Below are 22,224 nucleotides of genomic sequence, written 5' to 3'. Positions count from 1 at the left end.
TGAGAGTTCGCCATTACACTCGAGTCGTGCCCACTCTCGCAATCGACGATGTCGACTCCCACCCGTGGGACGTGCTGTCCGTCGGCACGCAGTACCCGCCGGACACGGTCCTGCCCTATCACCGCCACCGGCGAGCGCAGCTGCTCTACGGCTCGACCGGGGTCATGCTCGTCGAGACTCAGGACGGTTCGTGGACGGTCCCGACCCATCAGGCCGTGCTCATCCCCGCCGAGGTGGAGCACCTCGTCCGGTTTCTCGACGTCACGACGTGGAGCCTTTACATCGAACCGACCAGCGTGCCGTGGTGGCCGGAGACGTGCACGGTCATCACGGTCACTCCTCTGCTGCGCGAGCTCCTGCGGACCGCGGATTCGTTCGAGATCGCCGAGGAGATGACCGCCTACCAGCATCACGTGTTCGCGCTCATCCTCCTCGAACTCCAGCGCGCCTCGGCGGTGCCGCTTGAGGTTCCGCTCCCCCGCGAGGGCCGCCTGCGGCAGGTCTGCATCGACTACCTCGACGGCCCCGAGCTCGGGCTGAGCAATCGCGACTGGGCGAAGCAGCTGCAGATGAGCGAGCGCAGTCTCGACCGTGTCTTCCGCGCAGAGACGGGGATGAGTCCGGCCGCGTGGCGGACCCGTGCTCGTGTACTCGTCGGGTTGCAGCAGCTGAGGTCGCAGACGATCACGCACGTCTCCGAAAGCCTCGGCTACTCCTCACCGGCGGCGTTCTCGGCCGCGTTCTCCCGTGAGATCGGCCGAGCGCCGTCCTCGTTCCAGTGAGAACCTGCCCCGTCGCTGGACCGCCCCCGCAGGCGTCATCTCAGATTCAGACCACCCATCGCCCCGGGACCTGCCACGGTTAAGGTTGTCTGGGATGTCAGACGCACCCGATTCCCCATCGTCGCAGGGGCCGCCTCCCCGCCCGCTCGCGGCCCTCATCCTCGCCATGGCGGCGATTCTGCTTATGGGACTGAGTCTGCGGATTCCGACGATCTCACTGTCCCCACTCCTGCCGAGCATGATGGACGACACCGGACATGGGAGACCTTCTTTTCACTCCTGACCAGCGTCCCACTCGCCCTGACTCTGGCGGCCGCGCCGGTGGCCCCGATGTTGGCGAATCGTCTCGGCCGAAGTCGAACCGTCGGGCTCTCCCTGATCGCGATTGTGATCGGGATGATCATCCGCTCGGTGCCCGGCGATGCTCCGCTGCTCATCGGTACCGGACTCCTCGGCTTCTCGATCGCGATCGTCACGGTGCTGGGCCCGTCGATCATCTCCGCCGAACGTTCCGCAGTCCGCTCCGGTCTCACCGGCGTCTATTCGATGTCGCTGAGCCTCGGTCCGGCACTCGCTTTGGCGCTGACGATCCCGATCGGGCGGCTGACCGGTCTCGACTGGCGAGGCACGCTGCTCACCTGGATCGCGGTCTCCGCCGGTGCCCTCGTACTGTGGTGGCTCTACTCGCGCGCCTCCCCGTCGGACGTCGCCGAAGGCGGCCCAGACAGCCGGAGGATTCGTCTCCCTCATCAGCGTCATCGCGATCCCCTTCGGCCTCATCGCACCAACGCTGCTCGGCCGCGGAGCCTCCCGGGCCCTCGCCCCGGCCGCTCCCCTGCTTGCCGTCATCGGCGTCGCAGTCCTCTTCCTCGCGGGCTCCCCGGCGGCACTGCTCGTCACGATCCTCCTCGGCTTCGCCCAGGGCCTGCGCCTCGGAGTCTCCTACGATCAGATCATCAAGTACGGGAGGTCGCCCGCGCACACCGCTTCGGTCTCGGCGGTGACCTCGGCGGTCGGCGTGGCATTGGCCGCTCTCGGCCCCTTCGCCTTCGGCCTCGGCCTCGAGACCGCCGGGTCCGCGGCCATTCCGCTGCTCGGCCTCGCGCTCGTCGGCGCATCACAGTCGGCCATCGGCCTGCGCACCTCGCGGCTCTGAATCACAACTCCGGACCGCAACACACACGCACGATTCCACGCATCAGCATCTTGTATCCAAGCTGGATCCAAGATAAATTGAGCGAGTACCTCGACAGCGACACAGCACAGGAAGGCGAGACCCCGATGACGAGTCGCGCTCGCGAACAGGCCAAACTCATCACGGCCCAGCTGCTCTCCGGAGCGGGCATCGCCTCCGGGTATGCCGTCGGCGGTCTGCTCGCCGAGGAGATCACCGGCAAGACCTCGATGGCCGGGCTCGCACAGATGAGCGTCATCCTCGGCGCCGGTCTCATCGCCTACCCCCTCGCAGTGCTCGCCGGACGTTCTGGTCGGCGCAAGGCGTTGACCTTGGGCTTCGGCGTCGGCACGCTCGGTGCGGTGGTCGTGCTCATCGGCGTCGCCTTTCAGTTGCTGCCGATGTTCATGCTCGGGATGATGATGTGCGGCTCCTCGACCGCCTCGGGCCTGCAGGCCCGCTATGCCGCCGTCGATCTCGCCGATCCTGCTGCCGCGGGCAGAGCGATGTCGCTGGTCGTGTGGGCGACGACGGTCGGCTCCGTCCTCGGACCGAATTTCACGGATCCCGGTGCCCACCTCGGCAAGGCCCTGGGCATGAACGGCCTGGCCGGCCCCTACCTCATCTCGATGTGCGCGTTTGCCCTGGCCACTCTGTTCGCCTCGACGCTGTCCCGGTCGATCACCGCGGGCACGGACCTGCCGCCTGCGGACTCCGAACTCGACGCCGAGCGGACGGTCACGTCCGATGCCGCCGAGGCGGCCACCTCGGCGAACAATTACGACACCTCCCCCGCCCCGACCGGAACGGCATCACCACCGGCCCAGATGAGGCTCGGACAGGCGCTGCGGTTCGCGCTCGGGCGGCCGGTGCCGCTGTTCGCGATGATCACGATCATCACGGGGCAGATGATGATGACCAACGTCATGGTCATGACCCCGGTGCACATGGACCATCAGGAGTTCAGCCTCGGCGCGATCGGCATCGTCGTGAGCATCCACATCGCCGGAATGTACGCCCTCTCCCCCGTCTTCGGATGGATGGCCGACCGGTGGGGTGCGGGCGTCGTCATCGCCGGCGGCGTTGTCATCTTCGCCGCCACGATCACCCTCGGCGTCATCGATGCCCTCGCCCCGGTGTCGTCGATGGTGCTGCTGAGCACCGCGCTGTCCCTGCTCGGGGTGGGCTGGTCGATGTTCCTCATCGGCGGTTCGGCACTGCTGACCGCCTCGGTGCCGGCTCACGCGAAGGTGCCCCTGCAGGGCATCTCGGATTCTGCGATGAACCTCGGTGGGGCGCTCATGGCGGCCATGGCCGGCACCGTTCTCGAGGCCGGCGGATTCCTCTGGATCAACCTCATGGCAACGTTCGTCCTGCTCATCGCCCTCGCGTTCGCGATCAGGGCGGTCCCACTCATGACCTGGCCGGGCCGCCGGTCGGCAGAGCCCGACAAAGCCCTCGCCGAGGCGGCCGCCGGGGAGTCGTCATCACCGTCGAACTGAGCACGCCCCGTCATGACGCCGTGCGACTGTTAAATGGAACGCCGGCGAGCGCGACAGGGAGGATGAGGATATGAGCACACGCGAAGGCGGCACCAGCGCGGCCGAGCACGCCTACCAGCAGATCCGTCGGCAGATCCTCAACGGTACGCATGTGCCGGGAACCATGCTCGGCGAGGCAGCACTGGCCGCCGAACTCGAGGTCAGTCGGACGCCGGTGCGCGTAGCGCTGGCACGACTGCAGGACGAGGGGTGGATCATCATCTACCCCAAGCGGGGCGCCCTGGTCCAAGGTGTGGATGAGCGGACGATCACCGAACTCGCCGATGCGCGCTTCGTCCTCGAGACCACGGGCGTCGATCGGGCTCCGGAAGCCCTGCGACGACGGTTGGCCGACCGACTCGACGGCCTCATCGAGAAGCAGCGGAAGGCGTTCGATGCCGGAGACATCGCGACCTTCATCGACCTCACGCTCGAGTTCCATCGCGGCTTCGTCGAATCCAGCGGCAATTCTGTGCTCATCGAACTCTACGGGCAGCTGTCCGACCGGCACCGCTTCATCCTCTTCACTTCCCGCGACCGGCTGCTGGCCCGGTGGGAGGAGATCATCGCCGAGCACGTGTCGCTGACCGGCCACCTGCGCAGCGGCAACACGGAGGCCTTCTCTCAGGTCCTGCGGGGTCACATCGCCGAGGTGGCCGCGCCGTAGTCTGTCCAAGCCACCTCGGCTTGGAATGGTGACTGCCAATCTCATCGGGGCCTTCGTTATGGTCGGACCTGTCGTCCTCGCGGCGGCGGTCTGCGAATCACGATCGTCAGCCGCGACACCAGGCAAACGAATCTTGCGGCTGCGACTCGTCGAACAGTCGGCCACCGCGCTTCCGCACCACACTGTTGAGAAATCTCCTCAAGCTCGGACTCCCCTGGGTCCTCGGGCATGCGGCCTGTGTACGCCCTCGCTTCGGGGAGTACACAGGCAGCGCCCGTCTCGCCGTGGATCTGGGCCTTGACCGTGGCCGCCTACGTGCTTCCCATCGTCTATGCCGTGTCCCTCTTCTTCGGTGAGGGCCGCACTCCATACGATCGCATCACCGGCACAAAGGTCACGCGTAGACCCGAGCGCTCTGAGGAGAGCTCCTCATAACTCCTTCCCACCTCTTGACCAGCAGACGTAGGCTGGAGACATGGAGCACAGATATCTGGGAAACAGCGGCCTGAAGATCTCCGAAATCACCTACGGAAACTGGCTCACGCACGGTTCCCAGGTCGAAAACGACACGGCGACGAAGTGTGTTCACGCCGCACTCGACGCCGGCATCTCGACCTTCGACACCGCCGACGTCTACGCGAACACCGTGGCCGAGCAGGTCCTCGGCGATGCGTTGAAAGGTCAGCGACGTGAGTCGCTCGAGATCTTCACGAAGGTCTACTTCCCCACCGGCCCGAAGGGTCACAACGACACCGGCCTGTCCCGCAAGCACATGATGGAGTCGATCAACGGCTCCCTCAAGCGACTCGGCACCGACTACGTCGACCTCTACCAGGCCCACCGGTACGACTACGAGACTCCGCTCGAAGAGACGATGCAGGCGTTCGCGGACATCGTCCGTGCCGGCAAGGCCCTCTACATCGGCGTCAGCGAGTGGAACGCCGACCAACTCCGCGCCGCCCATCACCTGGGGAAGGACCTCGGCATCCAGCTGGTGTCGAACCAGCCTCAGTACAACATGCTGTGGCGCGTCATCGAGTCCCGGGTCGTGCCAACGTCGAAGGAACTCGGCATCTCCCAGATCGTCTGGTCCCCGATCGCTCAAGGCGTGCTCACCGGCAAGTACAAAGTCGGCCAGCCCGTGCCCGAAGGCTCACGGGCGACGGATGAGGACGGAGGCGGCGCGGAGTCGATCAGGAACCGCTACCTCCACGACGAGAAACTCACGGCCGTGGCGAAGCTCGAACCGATCGCCGCCGACCTCGGACTGACCATGGCGCAGCTCGCCGTCGCCTGGGTGCTCGCCAACGACAACGTCGCCACCGCCCTGGTCGGAGCCTCCAGGCCGGAGCAGATCGCCTCGAACGTCGGGGCCGCCGGGGTCAGTCTCGACGCCGAAGTGCTCGCCCGCATCGACGATGTCCTCGGAGACCTGCCCGAAACCGACCCGTCGAAGACCCAGTCCCCGGCGACGCGGCTGGCCTGAGGATTCTTCGACCGCCTCGCTGTTCAGTGACGCTTCAGGGATGCCTCCGCCCGCGCCGGCCGAACGACGAGCGGGCTGCAGGCGCAGGTGAGGATCCCGGCAGGCGCCGAAAAACCGAGGATGATCAGCCAAAGACCGATATCGGCACTAGTGATGAAGTCAATGAGCTCGCCACTCACGATCATCCAGATCACCGAGGGAGCAATCGCCGAGGCGGCCCCCAAGATCAGGAAGAAGAGCCTGGCAGCGGCTCGGCTGTGGAGACGGTGCACACTGAGCCGAACGACGAGGTACGCAGGGAAGCCCATGATCAGCCCGAGGCCCCCACCCACCCCGCCGGCTATCCCGCCGATGGTGAGCAGCTCGATGTAGGGCCCATACTCGAAGAGGCTGCGGACCGCCTCGTAGACCATGTAGGTCAGGCCGGTGGCGGCACCGATTCCCGTGGTGAGAAGAACGAACTTCCACAGCGGGCCCCACGGTCCGTGCACCACCTGAAACCCCTTTCGAGTGCAACACGACTTGGCTTCTATCCTAGTGCCGATCGAGCAGGTTCTGTGCGCGCTCACGCACCAGCGCCCGCGCCTCTATCGGCGCGATGATCTCGATGTGATCGGTGAACTGCACGAGCTGCCTGACTCCGCCGAGCTCCTCATAGCCGACGGTGATGATGACGGAGTCAGGTCCCTCAGCCGGCGAGACGTCGAGCAGGCGACTGCCGAGGATCCGTCGCGCGAGGTCCTCTGTGCGGGCGTCGAGGTGCGCCGTGACGACCACGTCGCGTCGCCGTTCGAGTCGTTCGGCCAGGTCCGCAGCCACCGTCGACAGTGCCGTGCCCGGGCGCAGTCGACGCGGCTCCTCCAGCGCCTCCCACCCGCGCAGCCGGGTCATGGCGAACATCCGCGGCTCCTCATCGACATCGGCGATGAGGTACCAGCGGCCTGAGCGCGAATAGAGGCCGTATGGGTCGACCACGAGGAAGCGGGAGACAGTCTGCCCGCTCGACCGATAGTCGATGCGCAGGCGACTGCCGCGCCGCAGGTCGACGAGGAAGTCCGAGAAGTCGATAGGTTCGTCCGGGGCGAACCAGTCCGAACCGTCGACCACGATGACCTCGGACAGCGGCAGAGACGGTTCTTCTCCTCGCCGAGGCGGCCGAATCCGTCGCGAGGAGAGCTTGTCGCGGGCACTGTGGGCACTGTCCTCAAGCCCGAGCTGCCGTGCGCTCTCTCCGTCGACCCCCAGCAGAGCGAGAACCTCCGCCTCGCTATTCGTCAGGCGGTTGACGTCGATCTCGGCACCAGGCATGAGGGAGATTCCACCGTACCGACCGCGGTCGGCGACGACGGGCACGTCCGCCTCGGCGAGGGCGACGATGTCGCGCAGAATCGTCCGCTTCGAGACTCCGAAGCGTTCGGCGAGTTCGGCCGCTGTCGTCTGGCGATGCCCCTGCAGCGTGACGATGAGCGAAAGCAGTCGTTGCGGTCTGCCCATCACGGGTTCGGCACTCATCGAAGACTTCTTTCCGATCGATCGTCCAAAGGCGACATAAACTGTCACCTATTGCCGTCAGTCTAGAAGAGCACCACGAAAGTCTAGAAGAGCACCACAAGAAGAACGACGAATCCATCACAGGAGAACCTCATGCCCACGCCGAATCTCTTCCTCATCTACGTCACCGATACCGAGGCCTCGACCACTTTCTACCGTGATCTCTTCGACATGGAGCCCGACATGATCACACCGCGATACGTGCCATTCACGGTGGCACCCGGGGTTCTCTTCGCACTGTGGAGCGGGGGCGCAGAGTCCGCAGCTCAGGCGACCACACGGACATCCGAAGTCGGGCTGATGGTACCCGGATCCGCCGAGGCGGTCGACGCCGTCTACGACGAATGGACGGCGAAGGGCATCACGGTCGTCGACGAGCCGCACGACGCGGTCTTCGGGCGCACCTTCGTCATCGCCGATCCCGACGGCAACCTCATCCGCGTCTCACCGGTCGACTGATCAACCTCCGTCTGTACGACCGATGTCCGCGTACGGTCGCGTTGATGAAATCACACCGACCCGGGGCCACCTCGGCGAAGGTGGTGCGTTAAACTGCATAAAGAAGTTATATAACTGAGGAATCGAAATTCTCAGCGCAACGACGTGCTGAATCAGCGCACTGCCCGAGGCGGACCGCCGCCGAACAACGATTCTCAACAGACGAACAGGTGAAGGGATGGCATTGACGAACGAAGACACCAGCCGGCAGGAATCGGCAGAGGGCGCCCCGATCAACCGGAATCTCGTCCTCGCTGTGCTCGTCTCCGGCGCCTTCGTCATCATCCTCAACCAGACGCTGCTCAACACCGCACTGCCGCATTTCATGAGCTACTTCGACATCACCTCTGGGGCCGCCCAGTGGGTGACGACGAGCTTCATGCTCGTCAACGGCATCATGATCCCGGTGACTGCGTTCCTCATCCAGAAGTTCACCACCCGCGGCCTGTTCTTCACGGCGATGGGCCTGTTCATCATCGGCACGCTTGTCTGTGCGATCGCACCGGTCTATCCCGTGATGCTCATCGGCCGCGTCATCCAGGCCTCGGCCGGCGGCATCATCATGCCGCTGATGCAGACGATCCTGTTCGCGATCTTCCCCGTCGAGAAGCGCGGATCGGCGATGGGCACCTTCGGCCTCGTCATCGCCTTCGCCCCGGCGATCGGGCCGAGCCTGTCGGGCTGGATCGTCGACCACATGCCGTGGCAGGTCCTGTTCTACATGATGCTGCCGATCGCGATCATCGACCTCGCCATCGCCTACTTCCTGCTCAAGAACGTCACCGAGCGGACCTATCCGCCGCTCGACGTGCTCTCGATCATCCTCTCCACGCTCGGCTTCGGCGGTCTGCTCTTCGGCTTCGGCACCGCCGGTGACGCCGGGTGGGTGAGCGCCGAGGTGCTCATCCCGCTCGTCGTCGGTGCAGTATCGCTGACGTTCTTCATCCTGCGCCAGTTCAAACTCGAGCAGCCGATCCTCGAGTTCCGCATCCTCCGCTACCGCATGTTCACGCTCAACACCCTGCTGGGCATGTGCGTGTTCATCGTCATGGTCGGCGGCATGATGGTTCTGCCGCTGTATATGCAGAACATGAACACCTTCTCCGCCATGGAATCCGGACTGGCTCTGCTGCCGGGCGCTGCGGTGATGGGCCTGATGTCGCCGGTGACCGGACGAGTCTTCGATGCGATCGGCGCGAAGTGGCTGGCCGTCGTCGGCTTCACGCTGCTCACGGGAACGACCTTCATGTTCGCCCGCCTGGAACCGGACACCTCATTCCTCTACCTCGCCGCCGTCAACACCGTCCGCATGTTCGGTGTGGCTATGGTGATGATGCCGGTGACCACGGCGGCGCTCAACCAGCTGCCCTCACACCTCATCCCTCACGGCACGGCCCTGAACAACACGATGCGACAGATCGCCGCCTCCGTCGGCACTGCGGCCCTGGTGACAGTCATGGTCTCCGCCGCACGGGATCCGCAGACCTACGGAGTGGCCGGGCTTGTCCACGGCGCGAACGTCGCATTCTTCGTCGCCGCCTGTGTCGGCGTCCTCGGCATCATCGGAGCGTTCTTCATCAAGAACTCCCACGGGCTCGAGCCGAAGAAGGCGACTCAGTGAGGCCTTCTGTGGGCCGGCACCGTACTCACGATTCGATCGGAGGTCCGGTCGAGCCTCGCACGATGAGTTCGACGTGCTCTCGATGGTTTCCGAGTCCGGGTTCGGTGAGTCGTCGATAGGCCTGCCGTCCCATCTCGCGAAGGTCCACCCGAATCGTCGTCAGCGCCGGGGACAGCAGGGCCGAGGTCGCCAGATCGTCGTGGCCGACCACTGAGACGTCGCGACCGACCGACAGACCCTGACGATGAATCGCATGGTAGACGTGGGCCGCCGTGTGATCTGAATTGGTGATGATTGCCGTCGGACGCTCGGCAGCCGGTAACGCGAAGACGTCGGACAGATGTTCGGTGAGTCCGTCTCCTCGCAATGAGGCGTAGATCGGGTGGGGCCTGACGTGATGCTCAGAGCACAGTTGCAGGTAGCGTGCGGTCCGATCGCCGTCTGGCATGAGCTGCGGCGGTGCGGACAACAGTGCAATCCGGGTGTGCCCCAGTTCGCGGAGGTGGTTGAATGCGAGGTCCACCGCTGTCTCATCGTCCGGAGTCACATGGGGGACGTCTGGTGCGGCTGCAAGCCGCGCATTGACGATGGCCAACGGTGCTGACGGCTGCAGCTGCCGCCACAGTCGGACCGTGGACGCGTCGCCGACTGGAACGATGGCCAATCCGGCGGTGCGTCGAGAAGCCAGCGAACGAACGTGTGCTTCTTCGCGCTCTGCGTCGAATTGCGAGTCCATAGCGAGGATCGAGACCCCGTCGCCTTCTGCATTCTCCTGCATGCCCATGAGGATTTCGTTGAAGAACGGGTTGGCGACGTTTCTCACCACTAGACCCATCATCGCCGCCTTGCCTGTCCGCAGTTCGCGGGCGCGGGGATCCGGCTGATAACCGAGGTCTGCGGCAACGCTGCGGATGTGCTTCCTCGTCGACTCGGAGACTCCCGGACGTTCGTTGAAGACGAAGCTAACGAGAGATGGTGACACTCCTGCGGCCTCGGCGACTGTCCGGACCGTGGGTCGACGGTTCGGGATTCCGCTGTCGTTGTATGGGTCCATCCGTCACCTGCCTCGCTCAATCTGTCGGTCTCTCGCAGTTCGTCCACGGCTCTGGTTCAATTCGCCGACTGCCGACGATTCCCATTGTCCCGGAATCTTGACTGCGAGCTTCTCAGCCAGCTGGCAGGTGCTGACTTGACCGGATCACTCGAGCCTTAAGCCGCCTTCGACCGGTTCGCTCCAGGCGCTGGCCTCAGCGCTCCGCCCCAAAAGATCTCAGATTGGTGAGAAGCTCACTCGAGACCGAGACCAGGAGATCTTGATTGCGATCGGCAACGGTGCCTTCGGCGTACAGCCCACCGACAGAACCATCGTCGTTGGCAGCGATCTCCCGATGCAGGGACGCGAGATCCTCGAGGCTCAGGGTTCCGTCCGGCGTCGCCGGCGCTTGGGAATCGACCATCGTCGCCCGCAGCCGGACCGCCGACGCACCTGCCGAGATCTCGATGCCGCGGAATTGCACCGGCCATTCTGCGATGGAGCCCGTCGAGACTTCCCAGAATCCGCCGCTGATACCCGGCCGAGGGGTGATGCTGTTCACGTGGGTATGTCCCGACAGCCACAGGGCCACATTGCCGAAACGATGCAGGAGCCTTTCGACCTCGTCGGCGACGTACAGCTTTCCGCGTCGGTCTTCGCCTGTCTCCGAGTCTGCTCCGTAGTCGTTGGTCATCGTGGAGAGCCCGTGATGCGACGCAATGACGACCAACCGGTCGCCCCCGCGTCCTTTGACCATCTCGCCGCTCTCAGAATGATACGAGGTATGGACCTCGACGAGCCGCTCTTCCAGCCATTCGAACTGTCGCTGATCCACACACCCGTCGACGTGCCCGGCGATATTGGTAGTGTCCAGAACGATCATTCTCACTCCGGGAAGTTCGTCGTAGACGTAGTATGCGCGACCGGTTGATCTGTTGTCCTCGGTGAATCCGTGTCCCTGGGGAGAACCGGCGGCGCAGAGATGCCTGTCGACATACTCGGCTTTCGACACCATCCGCCGCTCAGAATCACGCTCTATGGGATGACTCGCCCCTTGGGAGATCCATGTCGGGTCCTCGACGTATGCAGAGAGTTTGTCTCCAGGCGGAGCGGCATTCTCTGCCACACCCACGGGCTTAGCCTGACCGGTGAGGAACTCATCGTATCCGCTCGGCTCGGCAGAACGTCCCTGCACCAGGCAGTCGTGGTTGCCGAAACAGCTCAGCCAGGGAAGACTCAGGCCCTCACCGTCGAACGGTTCGGCAGACGCCGCCAACGCTCCAGCATGTGTCGGCAGCCCCTTCGTCCTCTTCCACTGATCATGTGACGAAGGCTCGGGGTTGTAGTAGTTCTCATCGCCCAGGCCCACCGGCGCATCGCTGAAGCCACGTGTGCCAGCTGCCGGCTCGATCGTGCCGCCTGCCAGATAGGAGAGGAACGCGTCGAGCTCGTTCGACTGCGCCGAATCCGTGTTGTCCCCTGTTGTCAGAGCGATGTCCCATCGTCCCGGATCCCCAGAGACGAGTCCGTTGATGCTGCGCACTGTCATTTCGATCGCATGGGCCAGGAGAAACTCCTGGGGCCGGTATGCGGGAAGCATGCGCGCCCATTCCGGTTGCCCTTCACGCCGTTGGAGGAACTCCACTCGACTTGGCGAGGCAAGGTCCGCGATCTGGAAATCAGTGAAGTGCACCAGCCCTGCAAGCCGGACCTCTTCGTCGGCAGGATCTTCGTCTGGCATCGCAGGCACCAGATCAGTGCGCACGATGTGCTGCTCACCGGCACTCCGGCGGAGTCGACGATACGTTTCGGCGCTGTCGGGAACCAGCGTCGTTTCGACTGTGGTGATCACCTTGGAGTCACGACGTTCAGGCATTGGCAGGCTCCTCGAAGTTGATCTCCTCCAGGCTGCGGTTCTTCGTCTCCGGTGCCATGAACAGGCAGATCAGCAAGCCCGCGGCGCCGACAGCGGCAAACACCCAGAGTGCCGCGTTGTTCCCCCACGCGGCCACGAGGTTGGGGAAGGCCAGCACGCCCAGGATCGATCCGATGCGGCTCACCGAGGTCGCCAGTCCGGAGCCTGTTGCTCGCAGTGACGTGGGGAACAGTTCAGTGGGGTAGACGAAGTTGAGGATGCCTCCGCCGGAGTTGGCGAAGAGTACAGCGATGCTGAAGAGGACGACGAGGAACCCGAAACTCGGTCCGATGACAGAGGCCAACACGATGAGCGCCACAGTGAGACCGGCGAAAGAGGTGATGATGAGAGGACGCCGACCCCAGTTGTCGACGAGGTTCATACCGATGATGGAACCGGCGAGTCCGAGAAGTGCAACCACTCCGGATCCGATGATCACGCTGACGTGGGAACCGTTGGTGAACGGTTCCAAAATCGTCGGCGTGTACATCGAGATGCCGTAATAAGCGGTGGCGTAGCAGAACCAGAATCCGCAGACGAACAGGGTCCGCCGGCGCTGCACACCGACGAAGAGCTTGGACGATTCACCCGGCTTAGGCTGGTCGCTTTCGGTGAGCTCAGCCTCGGTCGGTCGTACGCCGGTGACCTTTTCGACGACATTCTTCGCGTCCTCAGTTCGGCCGTGAGCAAGGAGCCAGCGAGGCGACTCGGGTAGCTGCACGCGGAAGATGAAGACGATGAGCGCGAAGAACGCCCCCACCAGCAAGAGGGCGCGCCAAGCGTTGTCCCCCAGTGGCAGCACAGCCAAGCCGACCAGATATGCGGCGACGGCTCCGACGAACCACATTGCACCGAGCGACGTGGAGAGTTTCCCGCGTCCCTTCTTGGAGGCGAATTCGGACACTATGGTCGCAGATATGGGATAGTCGGCACCGATTCCGATGCCGAGCAGGAATCGGAAGATGATGAGCTGCCAGACATCTTGGGAGAATGCAGTCAGCGCCGCAAACACTACGAAGGCGAGCAAGTCGATGACGTACATCGCCTTGCGGCCGAAACGATCAGTGAGATTGCCGAGTACGGCAGCACCGATGAAAGAGCCGATGATCGCCGAACTGGTGATGAGGGACTTCTCGCCCGCACTGACATCCCATTCGTTTGCAATCATCGGCAGGGCCACAGCAATGACCGTCAGGTCGAATCCGTCAAGGAAAGTGCCGCCTGCAGACAAGACGGTCACCTTCCGTTGAAACCGTTTCGTCTGCGGACTCTCGAAGCCGTCGAAGTTCATGATCCGCCCTCTCTCGGTGGTGGAAGACCGCCAAATAGGTGTTCGTCAGAAGTCTTGGAATCTCGGGGTTTAAATCGATTTAAACGCTACACTGGCTGTTGCGCGCCACACAATAGAATCGGTGTCTCAGACCCAATCGACTCCTGACCTTCATTTGGGGGTCATATGTGGCCGCAGAATGTTCACGTATCAGTCACGAAAGGACCGCAGGCTGCTGTGACCGACATCCTCAACAACCACCACACACGACTGTGGGGACTCCGCCACGGAGAAAGTCGAGCAAACGTCGAGCAGATCGTTGTCAGCCGCCCGGGCCCTCGCGCTTTCGACTGGGCGTCACTGACGGATCTAGGCAGGCAACAAGTAGAAGAGACCTCCCGTGTCAATCATTTACCCTCTGACACGCTTCTGATCACCAGTGATTTTGCGCGCGCCTACGAAACTGCTCAGATAGCAGCTGAGGCTTGGGGAGCCCATCTTCCACGTATCGACTCGCGTCTGCGCGAGAGAGATTTCGGCTCCCTGGAAGACGGCCCGGCAGCTCGATATGACGAGGTGTGGACAGCAGATTTCAAAAACGGAGGTTGGCCTGACGGGGTGGAGACTCCGCAACACGTTGCCGCGCGGATTCGCGCGCTCGTTGAGTCACTGATCGACGACCCCGAAGGTGATGCATCTGAAATTGTCCTCGTGGCACATGGGGACGTATTGCAGATCGCCGAAGCTTGGCTGAGGGGCCTCGATCCGTCACAGCATCGTTCGCTCCCTCACCTCCTCAACGCCGAGCTTCGCCTACTCACTCCGAACAGGGCATAAGTTCGAAGAACTCGGCGATGACCCTTGGGCTCAAGGTCGCAGATTCGCCCTCATCGCGTTCAGTGATTCGGCATGAAGGCGAATCAGCTCACTTGTAGAAGCCCTCGCGCAGATTGATGCCGTGCTCAACCCACACTTTGAGGGCCGCGAGCATCCCGGTCCAGCCCATGCAGTTGCCGAAGGCACCCTCGGATCCCCCGCAGGTGAGCTTCCACGACTTCTCGGTGATCGTCACGAGAGTGCGCGCACCCTCGTCGACGGGGGTGAACTCGAAGGTCGTCGTCGTGCTCGGCTCGACCGACTGATCGGATCCCTCCCACCGGATGACGATCTTCTCATCCTGCACGGCCTCGACGACCTCGACGGGAAAGCGGCCCGGGAAGTCCGCGAAGTCCCAGCTGACCTCGGCACCGGTCTCCAGCCGGCCGCGCGCACCGCCGGTGGTGAAGTAGTGCGAGAGCTGCGCGGGATCGGCGACAGCCTCATAGGTCTCGTGCGGAGTCTTCGACACGTACCCGGTCACCGTGAAGGACAGTTCCTCGAGTGCTCGGCTCTCAGCGTTCTTCTCATCATTCATGTGATATTTTTACCACATGTCGGATCAGGAAGGAACAGGTCAGCCTATGCCGAATGCAGATGCGGATGAGCGCGACGATGCCGTATTCAAGGCCTTGGCGAATCCCACCCGCCGACGCATCCTCGATCTCGTCCGCACGGGCCCTCTCTCGACAGGCGAGGTCTGCGAGGCATTCCCGGACCTCGATCGCACGACCGTCCTCCAACACATCCGCGTCCTCGAAGGCGCCGAGCTCCTCACCGGCCGCAAGGAAGGCAGAACCCGCCAGCTGGCCCTTGCTCCCCTGCCGATCAAACGCATCCACGACCGCTGGATCGATGACTACACGCGCGCAGCCGTCGGCCTACTGGCCCGACTGGGCGACGAGACCTGAGCGATGCCTCGGAGCCTTCAGCCCGCGCCGCCCCGCCGGCTCTGCAGCGTCCGCGCGATCCATGACAGCGCACCGGCCAGCAGCAGGAGCAGCGCACAGAGCAGGAATGTCGAGGACGACCCGAGGTAGGTGAAGCCGAGTCCGCCGAGCACGCCGGCCACGGCCAGTCCGACGTCGAAGTTCATGTTCCAGGCGACGCTGGCCCGGCTGGGCGTGCTCACCGAGGCAAACGCCATCACCAGGCTCGCCGACTGCATCGTGCCCAATCCCAGACCGATGATGATCATCGCCGCGAACAGGGACCCGCCGTAGAGGACGACGGCGCAGACCAGGCCGATCGCGGCCACAGCGAGACCGAGGACGTTGAGAGCGAAGGGCGGGAAGCGGTCGGCGACGGCTCCTGCCACGAACCGTCCGATCACCGCCGACACCTGCATGGCCGCGATGAACAGGGCCGCACCGGCGACCTCCTCGCCCGGCCCGAATCCGATGATGAGACCGAAGACGATCATGCCGACGAGGAACGGCGAGAGCATGAGGACGAGCCCGAGCGCCTCCCCGGCCCGCCGACGGACCCGCCGCAGCCGCTGTCGTTCGTTCCGTCCGGAGCGGATGTCGACATCGATATCGACGTCAGACCGGCCGGCCTCGTCCTTCCTCCGCCGAGGCTGCCGACCGGGTACGAATCTGATGGCCGTGGGCACGGCGAGCAGGAGGCACGCACAGACGATGATGCGGAAGGTCCAGAGGGGAATCGTCTCGACCAGCCACAGCCCCAGCGAGGCTCCGACCGCAGATGCCAGAGAGGTGATTCCGCCGAAGAATCCCAGTGCTTTGCCGATACGTCCCGGCGCGGTGGTCCCGGGCACTGCCGCATTGGCCAGGACCACGAAGAGCCCGAATCCGAGGCCTCCGGACAGGCCCGCGAGGACGAGCCCCAGCAGGACGGGAGTGACGAAGAGTCCGAGGAGCTGGCCGAGCAGCTGCAGGACGACGGCGAAGAGCAGCGCTCCCTTGAAGCCGAAGGCACGACCCACCCAGGGCGCGAACGGCTGGGCGGCGATGACCCCGATCATCATCGTCGTGAGCACGGATCCTCCGGTGACGGTCGAGAGCCCGTCCGCCGCGGCGATGGAGACCATCGTGGAATAGCTGAAGAAGAAAGCGGAGTACCCGAACATCCCCGTCCAGACCAGCCCCAACAACGCAGGCGTGTAGGTCCGTCGGTCGTGTGGTTCGGTGCTCATGATCCGAGGTTACGACATCGCAACCGACCCGGCTGACGCGCCCATCGGTTCCACGCCTGCGAGCAAGGCAGTGTTCACCTGCAGGTCAGACTCACCGCCTACCATCGGCTCATGAACTCTGCGAAGCTGAACCGCACTGCTCCCAGCGGCACCGTCGACACGGCGTTCGTCCTCAAGTACGAACCCCTCTACGTCCTCACCGATGTCGAATCGGACCTCTTCAGCTCGATCGGACCGAAGGTGGTGACTCGGGAGTCCTACAAGCGCAAACACTTCCTCAAGGTCGCCGAGTGGAAGGCAGTCGGCGTTCTGCCGCGGCTGGAGTCCATCGATTCCGGGGATATCGACTTCGTCACCGGCGTCGCTCTCGACGACGGCACTCCCAACCACCTGCGGCTGCCGCTGCTGCAGATCCTGCCCGGGGTGGGTGTTCCGCTGGCCAGCACATTGCTGACCGTGTTCAATCCGAAGAAGTTCTCCATCATGGACACCCGGTCCCTGTCCGTGCTGTACGACTACGACCTCGTACCCACGGACAACCCGACGAGCATGGACTATCAGACCTACCGCAAGCTCATGAAGTCCCTGGCCAAGGGCGCGAACTGCGCCCCGATCGACCTCTACCGAGCTCTCATCGCCTATTCGCGACAGTCAGAGGACTGACGCCCGTAACGACAGCAGCGCTTCCAGTCCTCAGTCTCACAGGACGCGCCCTCACCCGGCGAGCCGCCCGGTCGCCTGCAGTGCGGGGATCACCTCGTTGCGGGTCAGAGGCGCGAACTGACGCTCGACGGTATCTGCCGGGAGCGGGTCGATGGGGAACCATCCGGCCTCGGCGATCTCGGCGAGATGTGCGATGTCCTCGATGTCGAGTTCATCGGGCAGACCGTCGTAGCAGAACACATCGCCGATGACTCTGTGGTCGGCTTCGTTGGCCGCCTCGGCCGTGAACGTACCCAAGGCATGCAGCCGGTCCGCACTGAGCCCGAGCCCCAGCTCTTCGGCGATCTCTCTGATGATCGTCTCCTCAGCGGTCTCCCACGCTTCGGGTTTGCCGCCGGGGAGCATGAACGAGGTGGTGCCCGCCTTGCGGACCATAAGCAGATCGCCCCGGTGCGGGTGGAGGAGAACCAGAGCGGAGACGCGGATGTCGTTCATGCCGACCACACTCCGGAGGCACCTCGGCGATGGGAGTCGAGCAAGTGGGTATCGACCATTCCTATCGCCTCCATGAGTGCGTACATCGTGGTGGGACCGACGAAGCGGAACCCTCGCTTCTTCAGTGCTTTCGACAGCGCCACGGATTCGGGACCCGTCGTCGGAATCTCGGCCGGGGTTCGTGGCCGAGGCGTCTCGGTCGGCTGGAAGGACCAGAGGAACTCGTCGAGCCCACCGTCCTCGCGCAGCTCGATCACACGCGCGGCATTGTTGATGCAGGCCTCGATCTTGCCGCGGTGACGGATGATTCCGGCGTCGCCGAGCAGTTCCTCGATCTCGGGCTCGCCGAACCGGGCAACGGCCTCAGGGTCGAAGCCGGCGAACACCTCCCGGAAGCGATCCCGTTTCTTCAGAATCGTCAGCCACGACAGTCCGGCCTGGAACCCTTCGAGGCTCATGCGTTCGAACAATCCCGCCTCATCGTGGATGGGCAGGCCCCATTCTGTGTCGTAGTAGCTCAGGAGTGCCGGGTCACCGTAGGCCCAGGGCGTGCGGGACAGCCCATCGTCTCCGACGACCGCCCCGCCGCCCCCGAGCGAATCCGATTCTTCGTCCATTCAGTCCTCGCCGTGGGCGATGTTCTCCTGCAGCTGCAGGAACTCGACGTGACGTTCGTACTTATCGAGCACGTCGTCGATGATCTGCTCTTTCGAGTAGCCCATGATGTCGTAGCCCTGACCGGTGCCGCCGTCGAGGTAGACCTCCATCCGGTAGTAGTCCTGACCGGTGCCGCGCGGGACGATGCCGCCGAACGAGGGCACGCTGACCTTGTGCGGCCACACCTGGTACCGGAACGGGAACTCGCCTTCCCCGTCGACCTCGAACTCGATGAGTTCGCCGTCCTCGACGAACACACCTTCGTTGTCCACCCGACCACAGCGGGACCCGATGCCTCTGCCTTCCATCTCTTCGGCCACCTCGGTGAGGGTGGGGATGAGGACATCGTCGGCGAAGGCCTTCGCACGGGATTTGTTCGGGAAGGACAGCACCCGGCCGAGCTGCCGCTGCCAGGTCTCGTTGCCGGGACCGCGGGAGCGGCGGGCCAGGGAGGCAGGCAGGCTCGTGTCAACGCTTTCTACTCGATGCGCCTCGACCCGCAGAGCCTTGTACAAGCCGATCATCACGAGAATGACGACGAAGGCGAACGGCAGCCCCATGATGACAGTGGCGTTCTGCAGCGCACCGACACCGCCGACGATGAGCATGGCGATCGTCAGAGCTCCGGTGGCAACGGCCCAGAAGATCCGCAGACTCGGACGACCGTCATCCTGCGGGGTCGGCAGACGCGAAGACAGGTTGGCCATGACCAGAGCCGCGGAGTCAGCAGTCGTGACGTAGAAGAGCAGCGCTGTCACCGTGGCCAGTGCGGCGATGACGAAGAACCCGGGATAGTTCGACAGCAGCTCGTAGAAGCCGCCCTCCGGGTTGAGCATGGTCCGCTCGCCGAAGTCTTTGTCTCCGCTGCGGATGAGGTCGAGCGCTGAGTTTCCGTAGATCGAGATCCACATGATGATGTAGAGGAACGGGATCGTCAGGGTGCCCAGGACGAACTGCCGGATCGTGCGGCCGCGGGAGATGCGGGCGAGGAACAGGCCGACGAACGAGGCGAAGGCGATCCACCAGGCCCAGAAGAACAGGGTCCAATCCGTCATCCATGTTCCGGTGTCCTCGAAGGCGAAGGTCTGGCCGACCATGTTCGGGAACAGTCGGACGACATCGACGATGTTGAGTACGAAGGCGTTGAGCAGGAACTGCGTGTTGCCCGCGATGAGAACCCAGAGGCTCAGGGCGACAGCGAGGAACACATTGAGCAGTGACAGGAACTTGATGCCTTTGTCGACGCCGGAGACTGCCGAGAGGGTGGCCACGGCCACACCGACGACGACGATGCCGATCTGCGCGCCCGTCGAGATCGGCAGACCGAGGACGGTGCTGAGTCCGGTGTTGACCATGACGACGCCGATGCCCAACGAGGTGGCAACGCCGAAGACGGTGCCGAGGAGCGCGGCGAAGTCGACAGTGTCTCCCAACCCGCCCTTGACGCGCTTGCCGAAGATCGGCGCCAGTGCCGAACGGATCGCCAGGGGCATGTTCATCCGGTAGGCGAAGTACGCCAGGGCCATCCCCATCAGTGCGTAGAGGCCCCAACCGCTGAGGCCGTAGTGGAACAGCGTCCACGCTGTGGCTTCACGGGCGGCGTCGACGGTCTCGGCTTCGGTGGAGGGCGGTGCAAGGTATTGGGTGACGGGCTCGGAGACGGCGAAGAACATGAGGTCCGTGCTGATGCCGGCGGCGAAGAGCATCGAGGCCCATGCCATGAGACCGAATTCGGGCTTCGAATGTTCGGGGCCCAGCTTGATCGTTCCATATTTCGACGCGGCCAGATAGATGACGAAGACGAGGACGACCGCGACGAGGAGGACGTAGAACCAGCCGAACCAGTCGGAGGTCCATCCGACGACGGCACCGAGGACCGCCTCGGCGTTGGTGGGAGCGATCAGGGCCCACACCGTGATTGCAAGCGTCCCCAAGGCCGCGGCGATGAATACCGGCTTGTTGACGGGAGGGAGAACAGGCTTCTCCTTTTTCTTCTTCGGCGGCTCTGAGGAGATGTCCGCTGTAGCTGTCATCTGATCGCTCCTTCGTCGGACGAGGTTGCGTCCTGGCATCTGCGCTCGATCAGGTATCTGCACACTGTCGAGCCTGGCTGACCGCATATCTGCGGTGCGTCGAGTGGCACACTCCTAACGTCCCGGTCATGGGGCAGGGGGCCAACCATGCAGGCTACCATATCGTAGCCGCGGGTAACCTCCCAGGGGAAGAACGGCGAGGATCTCGGAAGGGAACAGGACAACTTGCCACCGGAGCGGCTGGCGGGCGAGGCAGTTGCCGACCGTGGCAGTGCGGAGGGAGGTGCGGATGGTTCACAGCGACACAAGGAAGAGTGCCAGCGCCATCACCACCCCGGAGGCGAGGAAGGTGATGAACGTGTAGCCGAGGATGTCGCGCATCTTCAGCCCTGCGATCGCGAGCACCGGCAGGGCCCAGAACGGCTGCAGCATGTTCGTCCACTGGTCGCCGTAGGACACGGCCATGATCGCAATCGACGGGTCGACGCCAAGCTGGTTGGCCGCATCGAGCATGATCGGCCCCTGAACGGCGAACTGTCCGCCGCCGGAGGGTACGAAGAAGTTGACGAGGCCGGCTGAGAGCAGCGCCAGCACACCGAACGAGGCAGGGTTGGCGATCGAGACGAAGGCGTCGGAGAACACGGCGATGAGCCCGGTGGACGACATGATGCCGAGGATGCCGGCATAGAGCGGGAACTGCAGCAGGATCTCGCCGACGTTCGAGGCGGCTTCCTTCGTCAGGTGAATGAGTTCGAAGGGATTGCGCACGAGCAGGAGGATGAGGGCGAGGAACGACCAGTTGACGATGTCCAGGGTCAGTCCCCCACCCTGGGCGAAGTGCATGACCAGGTAGATCACGAGCGCGAGACCGACGACGAGGGTGAGGATGCGTGAGGCGTCGATGCGGTCGGCGGGAGTGACGACCTCCTCGTCGACGTGGGACTGCTTCTCCGAGGTCACCGAGGCGGGGAGTTCGTACACCGGTGCGCCGGGTTTGGGTGCGAGGAGGAGGAAGAGGAGACCGCAGACGACGATGACGCCGAGGATCGCGAGCAGGTTCCAACCGGCGAAGATCGTCTCGGACACGGGGATCGTCTTCCCGCCGAGGGAGTCGGAGAGGAAGGAGTCCGGAGTGGCCGCGGTCAGCGGACCCGACCCCGAATAGCCCATATGCCAGACGACGAACCCCGAATAGCCCGCGGACACGAGCAGTGGGAAGTGGACCTTGATCCCGCGCTCACGTGACTGCACGGCGATCTCGCGGGCGAGCAGGGCGCCGACGACGAGGCCGAGGCCCCAGGTGATGAGGCTGGCGATTGCGGCGACGACGAAGACGAAGACGTAGGCGAAGGTGGCGTTGCCGGGCACTCGGGCCAGCCACGCCAGCAGCTTCCGCACGGGGCCGGTGTTGGCGAGGATGTGCCCGAGCAGGAGGATGAGGCACATCTGCGTCATGAACTCGAGCAGTCCGGCGAGCCCCTCACCCCAGCCGGTGACCACCTCGGCGGGCCCGGCATCGGTGAGGATGAGCGCGAGGACCGCGACGATGAGGGTGAGCACGATGGCGAAGGTCAGTGCCGACGGTATCCATTGCTCGAGGAATCGGTTGATCGGACGCATGATCCCTTTTGAGGCTGCGGCATTGACCTGGGTCGACGGCTTCGGTGCCGACATGGGAGACCTCCCGCTGAGAGTTCGCTGTGTGCGATCTCAGCATACAATCAGGGCGCTGCCCTCGGTAGAGAGCAGCGCCCTGAGCGGTGCGCGGACGCGCGCTGGTGGCTGTGTGGCGCAGGTGCCGACC

Annotated in this window: 22 protein-coding genes and 1 pseudogene; 12 read left to right on the top strand and 11 right to left on the bottom strand. The window is 64.1% G+C overall.

Annotated elements, in window-relative coordinates; translation table 11 throughout:
• Window positions 1-26 precede the first annotated feature (26 nt).
• The 7 genes and pseudogenes from HK401_RS01830 (at window position 27) to HK401_RS01805 (ending at window position 5,650) form a co-directional block, all read left to right on the top strand.
• Complete coding sequence (locus HK401_RS01830; protein WP_181272939.1) at window positions 27-782, top strand: AraC family transcriptional regulator; 756 nt, start codon at window positions 27-29, stop codon at window positions 780-782.
• A 94-nt stretch (window positions 783-876) separates the two neighbouring features.
• Complete coding sequence (locus tag HK401_RS20545; RefSeq protein ID WP_258233910.1) at window positions 877-1,065, top strand: hypothetical protein; 189 nt, start codon at window positions 877-879, stop codon at window positions 1,063-1,065.
• 38 nt (window positions 1,066-1,103) lie between these two features.
• Window positions 1,104-1,448 (top strand): annotated as a pseudogene (locus HK401_RS21130) (hypothetical protein); the annotation flags it as partial.
• A complete protein-coding gene (locus HK401_RS01820; protein ID WP_181272938.1) occupies window positions 1,441-1,938 on the top strand; it encodes an MFS transporter in 498 nt (165 codons plus the stop codon). The pseudogene HK401_RS21130 and the gene HK401_RS01820, both read left to right, overlap by 8 nt.
• A 77-nt stretch (window positions 1,939-2,015) precedes the next feature.
• Window positions 2,016-3,458, top strand: coding sequence for an MFS transporter (locus HK401_RS01815; RefSeq protein WP_258233909.1), 1,443 nt, complete (start codon window positions 2,016-2,018; stop codon window positions 3,456-3,458).
• Between the two features lie 70 nt (window positions 3,459-3,528).
• Window positions 3,529-4,164, top strand: a complete 636-nt coding sequence (locus tag HK401_RS01810) for a GntR family transcriptional regulator (RefSeq protein WP_181272937.1) — start codon at window positions 3,529-3,531, stop codon at window positions 4,162-4,164.
• A 475-nt stretch (window positions 4,165-4,639) separates the two neighbouring features.
• A complete protein-coding gene (locus HK401_RS01805) occupies window positions 4,640-5,650 on the top strand; it encodes an aldo/keto reductase family protein (protein WP_181272936.1) in 1,011 nt (336 codons plus the stop codon).
• A gap of 23 nt (window positions 5,651-5,673) precedes the next feature.
• Here the strand turns inward: HK401_RS01805 and HK401_RS01800 are convergent, their stop codons facing one another.
• On the bottom strand, window positions 5,674-6,144 hold the full coding sequence (locus HK401_RS01800; protein WP_181272935.1) for a hypothetical protein: 471 nt from the start codon (window positions 6,142-6,144) through the stop codon (window positions 5,674-5,676).
• A gap of 40 nt (window positions 6,145-6,184) precedes the next feature.
• The gene (locus tag HK401_RS01795) at window positions 6,185-7,162 is read right to left on the bottom strand and encodes a helix-turn-helix transcriptional regulator (protein ID WP_258233908.1); all 978 of its coding nucleotides are present in this window, start codon (window positions 7,160-7,162) and stop codon (window positions 6,185-6,187) included.
• A 132-nt stretch (window positions 7,163-7,294) separates the two neighbouring features.
• On the opposite strand from HK401_RS01795, the gene HK401_RS01790 reads away from it, so the two are divergent.
• Together HK401_RS01790 and HK401_RS01785 are read left to right on the top strand one after the other, a co-directional pair.
• A complete protein-coding gene (locus HK401_RS01790; RefSeq protein ID WP_181272934.1) occupies window positions 7,295-7,660 on the top strand; it encodes a VOC family protein in 366 nt (121 codons plus the stop codon).
• Window positions 7,661-7,877: 217 nt separating this feature from the next.
• Entirely contained in the window at window positions 7,878-9,320 is a 1,443-nt protein-coding gene (locus tag HK401_RS01785; RefSeq protein WP_181272933.1) for an MDR family MFS transporter, read from the top strand.
• Window positions 9,321-9,345: 25 nt separating this feature from the next.
• Here HK401_RS01785 and HK401_RS01780 read toward each other — a convergent pair whose 3' ends face one another.
• The 3 genes from HK401_RS01780 to HK401_RS01770 all read right to left on the bottom strand — a co-directional run bounded on the left by HK401_RS01780 (window position 9,346) and on the right by HK401_RS01770 (window position 13,499).
• On the bottom strand, window positions 9,346-10,374 hold the full coding sequence (locus tag HK401_RS01780; protein WP_181272932.1) for a LacI family DNA-binding transcriptional regulator: 1,029 nt from the start codon (window positions 10,372-10,374) through the stop codon (window positions 9,346-9,348).
• Between the two features lie 193 nt (window positions 10,375-10,567).
• Window positions 10,568-12,229, bottom strand: coding sequence for a TIGR03767 family metallophosphoesterase (locus HK401_RS01775; RefSeq protein ID WP_181272931.1), 1,662 nt, complete (start codon window positions 12,227-12,229; stop codon window positions 10,568-10,570).
• On the bottom strand, window positions 12,222-13,499 hold the full coding sequence (locus HK401_RS01770) for an MFS transporter (RefSeq protein ID WP_219921644.1): 1,278 nt from the start codon (window positions 13,497-13,499) through the stop codon (window positions 12,222-12,224). Before HK401_RS01770 ends, HK401_RS01775 begins: the two co-directional genes overlap by 8 nt.
• A gap of 276 nt (window positions 13,500-13,775) precedes the next feature.
• Between HK401_RS01770 and HK401_RS01765 the strand changes: the two genes are divergently transcribed.
• On the top strand, window positions 13,776-14,375 hold the full coding sequence (locus tag HK401_RS01765) for a histidine phosphatase family protein (RefSeq protein WP_246490421.1): 600 nt from the start codon (window positions 13,776-13,778) through the stop codon (window positions 14,373-14,375).
• An 88-nt stretch (window positions 14,376-14,463) separates the two neighbouring features.
• Here HK401_RS01765 and HK401_RS01760 read toward each other — a convergent pair whose 3' ends face one another.
• Entirely contained in the window at window positions 14,464-14,952 is a 489-nt protein-coding gene (locus tag HK401_RS01760) for an SRPBCC domain-containing protein (protein ID WP_181272928.1), read from the bottom strand.
• A gap of 46 nt (window positions 14,953-14,998) precedes the next feature.
• Between HK401_RS01760 and HK401_RS01755 the strand changes: the two genes are divergently transcribed.
• The gene (locus tag HK401_RS01755; RefSeq protein WP_258233907.1) at window positions 14,999-15,325 is read left to right on the top strand and encodes an ArsR/SmtB family transcription factor; all 327 of its coding nucleotides are present in this window, start codon (window positions 14,999-15,001) and stop codon (window positions 15,323-15,325) included.
• A 17-nt stretch (window positions 15,326-15,342) separates the two neighbouring features.
• Here HK401_RS01755 and HK401_RS01750 read toward each other — a convergent pair whose 3' ends face one another.
• Window positions 15,343-16,572 (bottom strand): MFS transporter, encoded by a 1,230-nt coding sequence (locus tag HK401_RS01750; protein WP_181272926.1) that lies wholly within the window; start codon window positions 16,570-16,572, stop codon window positions 15,343-15,345.
• A 111-nt stretch (window positions 16,573-16,683) separates the two neighbouring features.
• Between HK401_RS01750 and HK401_RS01745 the strand changes: the two genes are divergently transcribed.
• The gene (locus HK401_RS01745; protein WP_181272925.1) at window positions 16,684-17,235 is read left to right on the top strand and encodes a hypothetical protein; all 552 of its coding nucleotides are present in this window, start codon (window positions 16,684-16,686) and stop codon (window positions 17,233-17,235) included.
• A gap of 51 nt (window positions 17,236-17,286) precedes the next feature.
• On the opposite strand, the gene HK401_RS01740 is transcribed toward HK401_RS01745, so the two are convergent.
• The 4 genes from HK401_RS01740 to HK401_RS01725 form a co-directional block, all read right to left on the bottom strand.
• Entirely contained in the window at window positions 17,287-17,730 is a 444-nt protein-coding gene (locus HK401_RS01740) for an NUDIX hydrolase (RefSeq protein ID WP_181272924.1), read from the bottom strand.
• Window positions 17,727-18,347, bottom strand: coding sequence for a DNA-3-methyladenine glycosylase I (locus tag HK401_RS01735; protein WP_181272923.1), 621 nt, complete (start codon window positions 18,345-18,347; stop codon window positions 17,727-17,729). Before HK401_RS01735 ends, HK401_RS01740 begins: the two co-directional genes overlap by 4 nt.
• The gene (gene betT, locus HK401_RS01730) at window positions 18,348-20,420 is read right to left on the bottom strand and encodes a choline BCCT transporter BetT (RefSeq protein ID WP_181272922.1); all 2,073 of its coding nucleotides are present in this window, start codon (window positions 20,418-20,420) and stop codon (window positions 18,348-18,350) included.
• Window positions 20,421-20,714: 294 nt separating this feature from the next.
• The gene (locus tag HK401_RS01725) at window positions 20,715-22,094 is read right to left on the bottom strand and encodes a short-chain fatty acid transporter (protein WP_181272921.1); all 1,380 of its coding nucleotides are present in this window, start codon (window positions 22,092-22,094) and stop codon (window positions 20,715-20,717) included.
• Between the last annotated feature and the right edge of the window lie 130 nt (window positions 22,095-22,224).

Origin of the sequence: Brevibacterium oceani (genome assembly GCF_013623835.1) — a bacterium.
Taxonomy (GTDB): domain Bacteria; phylum Actinomycetota; class Actinomycetes; order Actinomycetales; family Brevibacteriaceae; genus Brevibacterium; species Brevibacterium oceani.
This window is presented reverse-complemented; position numbering and strand designations above follow the sequence as displayed.

What these genes read in the sequence shown, in the direction of transcription:
- HK401_RS20545 (WP_258233910.1), top strand. Translation starts at nt 877, where the DNA reads ATGTCAGACGCACCCGATTCCCCATCGTCGCAGGGGCCGCCTCCCCGC.
- HK401_RS01810 (WP_181272937.1), top strand. Translation starts at nt 3,529, where the DNA reads ATGAGCACACGCGAAGGCGGCACCAGCGCGGCCGAGCACGCCTACCAG.
- HK401_RS01805 (WP_181272936.1), top strand. Translation starts at nt 4,640, where the DNA reads ATGGAGCACAGATATCTGGGAAACAGCGGCCTGAAGATCTCCGAAATC.
- HK401_RS01795 (WP_258233908.1), bottom strand. Translation starts at nt 7,162, where the DNA reads ATGAGTGCCGAACCCGTGATGGGCAGACCGCAACGACTGCTTTCGCTC.
- HK401_RS01790 (WP_181272934.1), top strand. Translation starts at nt 7,295, where the DNA reads ATGCCCACGCCGAATCTCTTCCTCATCTACGTCACCGATACCGAGGCC.
- HK401_RS01785 (WP_181272933.1), top strand. Translation starts at nt 7,878, where the DNA reads ATGGCATTGACGAACGAAGACACCAGCCGGCAGGAATCGGCAGAGGGC.
- HK401_RS01780 (WP_181272932.1), bottom strand. Translation starts at nt 10,374, where the DNA reads ATGGACCCATACAACGACAGCGGAATCCCGAACCGTCGACCCACGGTC.
- HK401_RS01775 (WP_181272931.1), bottom strand. Translation starts at nt 12,229, where the DNA reads ATGCCTGAACGTCGTGACTCCAAGGTGATCACCACAGTCGAAACGACG.
- HK401_RS01760 (WP_181272928.1), bottom strand. Translation starts at nt 14,952, where the DNA reads ATGAATGATGAGAAGAACGCTGAGAGCCGAGCACTCGAGGAACTGTCC.
- HK401_RS01755 (WP_258233907.1), top strand. Translation starts at nt 14,999, where the DNA reads ATGCCGAATGCAGATGCGGATGAGCGCGACGATGCCGTATTCAAGGCC.
- HK401_RS01750 (WP_181272926.1), bottom strand. Translation starts at nt 16,572, where the DNA reads ATGAGCACCGAACCACACGACCGACGGACCTACACGCCTGCGTTGTTG.
- HK401_RS01745 (WP_181272925.1), top strand. Translation starts at nt 16,684, where the DNA reads ATGAACTCTGCGAAGCTGAACCGCACTGCTCCCAGCGGCACCGTCGAC.
- HK401_RS01740 (WP_181272924.1), bottom strand. Translation starts at nt 17,730, where the DNA reads ATGAACGACATCCGCGTCTCCGCTCTGGTTCTCCTCCACCCGCACCGG.
- HK401_RS01735 (WP_181272923.1), bottom strand. Translation starts at nt 18,347, where the DNA reads ATGGACGAAGAATCGGATTCGCTCGGGGGCGGCGGGGCGGTCGTCGGA.
- betT (WP_181272922.1), bottom strand. Translation starts at nt 20,420, where the DNA reads ATGACAGCTACAGCGGACATCTCCTCAGAGCCGCCGAAGAAGAAAAAG.
- HK401_RS01725 (WP_181272921.1), bottom strand. Translation starts at nt 22,094, where the DNA reads ATGTCGGCACCGAAGCCGTCGACCCAGGTCAATGCCGCAGCCTCAAAA.